This is a genomic window from Streptomyces alkaliphilus (assembly GCF_014141535.1).
GTDB lineage: Bacteria > Actinomycetota > Actinomycetes > Streptomycetales > Streptomycetaceae > Streptomyces > Streptomyces alkaliphilus.
In genome coordinates, this window is the sequence record NZ_VKHT01000760.1 from 1 (window position 1) to 2,527 (window position 2,527).

Consider the following 2,527-nt stretch of genomic DNA (forward strand, 5'->3'; position numbering starts at 1 on the left):
TGTATAAGAGACAGCCGTCAACGCCCCCGGGCCCGGGCGGCCCGTCGAAGCCCTTGAGCCTTTTCCAACCCCGGGTGGTCGAGGCGAGGTGAAGGGTCGGCACGGCAGGCGTCACCGCTATCCGAATTCCCCGGTCTTCCGGCGGCTCCGGGCTCACCCTCCCCCGCGTCCACGGGTGATACCCCGGCAGTCCAATGGATGAATCCCGTTCAAGGCTTCTCCTCGCAGCGGAAATAGACCCTCTCCGAAACCTTCAGGGATCAAAGACGAGTGAAATCCGTCAAGATTTCGGAGTGATGAAGGAAAACCTTTCCGTCAGTCTCTTCCGATTCGATCACCCCAGCCCTTCCTCCTCGGGTCAGGACTTGACCCTGTCGATCACCCGTCCACTTCTCTCTCCGGCGAGCTTCTCCCGCTCACCCACCCCCGAGGGCTATCGGAGCATCCCGCCCGCTTCATGAACCGAATTCTCATCACCCACGGGAAAGGAAACGGGAAGCGTCTCTCTTCCCGCCGGTGAGGTGTCGGAGGCGGCGTTCAAACGTTGACACCCCTCCACTCCGAGGATGGTCAGGGCACCGAGCCCGAGCAGCACACCCGCGACGATGAGGCGGGCCCAAGGTCCTCCCATGACAAACCTTCCCTTCACGTGGAAGTCCTCACGCGACCAACACTCCACGAACATGCCCGAGAAGAAGAATTTCGCATGGGAAGTTCTTCGGAGCCGAAAACACCCTACCCGTCCGGGGCCCTCCGAGCGTGTGCTCCGAGGAAACCGATGCGTCCGGTTCGGGTCCCTCGACCGAAACCCACCACAGCGGTTCCCGGGGCCCGACGACACGACTTCGTGGGTTTCCGGGGCCCGGAGGTGCTCCACACGGCCGCCCGGGCCGAGCACGGTGGCGGATGATCACCCTCCAGAAGGAGTTGGACCGGCAGGTCCACGGCCTCTACGGTCTGCTGCGCGCCGGTCGACGACTGCGGCGCCTTCCTGACGCGGCACCTGTCCCGGCGCGGGCTCACCGGGAGGACCTGCCCCCCTGGCGCCCCCGAAGAAGACCCGGGGCCGCCGACGCACCGCCCCGAGGGTCGCCGAACAGGCAACCCTCGACGAGAGCTGAGCCGGACGAAGGGGCGACCGGTGGCTTCACCGGTCGCCCCTTCACCCGCACCACCGATCCCCGGAGCGGTTCCGGGTGCCGGTCGGCCACCGTCCAACCGACCTCTTCATCCCTCACCCGAAGTGCCTGATCACTTCCTCCGGGACCTGGCCTTTCTTTTTCCAGCAGTGTGCGACATGAGCGGCAGACTCCTGAAATCTCCCCCGATGAAACCCTCTCCGCCCTCCGGCGAGAAGGAGAACTCTCCGAATGCGATCGATAGAACACTCCCCGGCCGGGGTTGACCGGAAGAGTCGGACTTGAAGATCTTTTTATTCTTCTCGTCCAGCACAAAGCATGCGATTCGAATTCCACCTTCGAGGTCGACTCGGTACAGATGGAGACGGTCGGCCCCGCCGGTCAATGAAGTCCGGAAACACATTGCCATGCCTCCACCCCCAGCGACTCACCCCCAGGAAAGCGGTTTCCCACTCCCTGGAGGCAAGCAGGTTCACGCCATTGATGGTGGTCAATGAACGGGAAGATTCTCCGCAAGGATTTCGACACGTAGAGTCGGAAGCACGACTCTGGCCGCCTCAACAAAGCCCTCGGAGAGCTCATGAGCCATCGAGAGAAATTCTCCCTTCTCAATCCTCTCCTCTTGACGAGTGATCGCCAAGGGTACGCGAGGATCACAATGGATCCGAAAAAAATCACCATCCTCCGAGAAGCTCAGGTCAGCCTCGATTCCTTGCCCATAAAAATTTATTCCCCCTACCTCACCGTTCCGCAAGGAGCCAAGGAGATCCGGGAGCTGCTCCATCACGGAAGACAGATCATAGGAGACATCAACCGGCCACGGGTTCAACCCGAACCCTTCCATGTGAAATCCGAACCCGGCCTCTTGCAGCGCTTCGCAGACCACCATGACCATGGATTCGTATTCCTCCTCCTCGCCCACCGAAGAAAATTCTTCAATCTTCTCGACCGGAGAAATCAAGGAAAGCATAAAAGCCATCTGTGCCTTCTCTCAGGATGTCACGGGGTAGGCTGTGCGATACCCCCCCTTCTTTCCTGGAACCAGGATTGCCTCTCGAGCCGGGACAATTGACCCGTCCGACTTTATCACCTGTCCCAAACCTTCAGGTATTTCTACTTTTCGGGCCGAAGCGGCAGGGTCATAGGCATCGCGGAGGAAAGCAGCCGCTGCGTCATTGTCCAACCATTGCCCTTGGTCGTTCCCCGTGGACCTTGCTCGGTCACGCAGAGAGTTGGTGATCTTGTCACCTGCCCCATGCTGACTAAAGGTATGGCCGAACGTGGGGCGACTCTTGGGATTCCAATTCAGTTTTTCAGCCGGGTACCCTGCAAGGCCGAGCGGATCAACCCAAATGTAAGGGTTGTGGGGGTAGGTGTGGGGGTTGGGG

Annotated in this window: 1 protein-coding gene; it reads right to left on the bottom strand. The window is 60.6% G+C overall.

All coding sequences use genetic code 11. From position 1 onward, the window contains the following. Positions 1 to 1,629: 1,629 nt before the first annotated feature. Positions 1,630 to 2,118 (bottom strand): hypothetical protein, encoded by a 489-nt coding sequence (locus tag FNQ90_RS19450; protein WP_182607545.1) that lies wholly within the window; start codon positions 2,116 to 2,118, stop codon positions 1,630 to 1,632. Positions 2,119 to 2,527 lie beyond the last annotated feature (409 nt).

What these genes read in the sequence shown, in the direction of transcription:
- FNQ90_RS19450 (WP_182607545.1), bottom strand. Translation starts at nt 2,118, where the DNA reads ATGGCTTTTATGCTTTCCTTGATTTCTCCGGTCGAGAAGATTGAAGAA.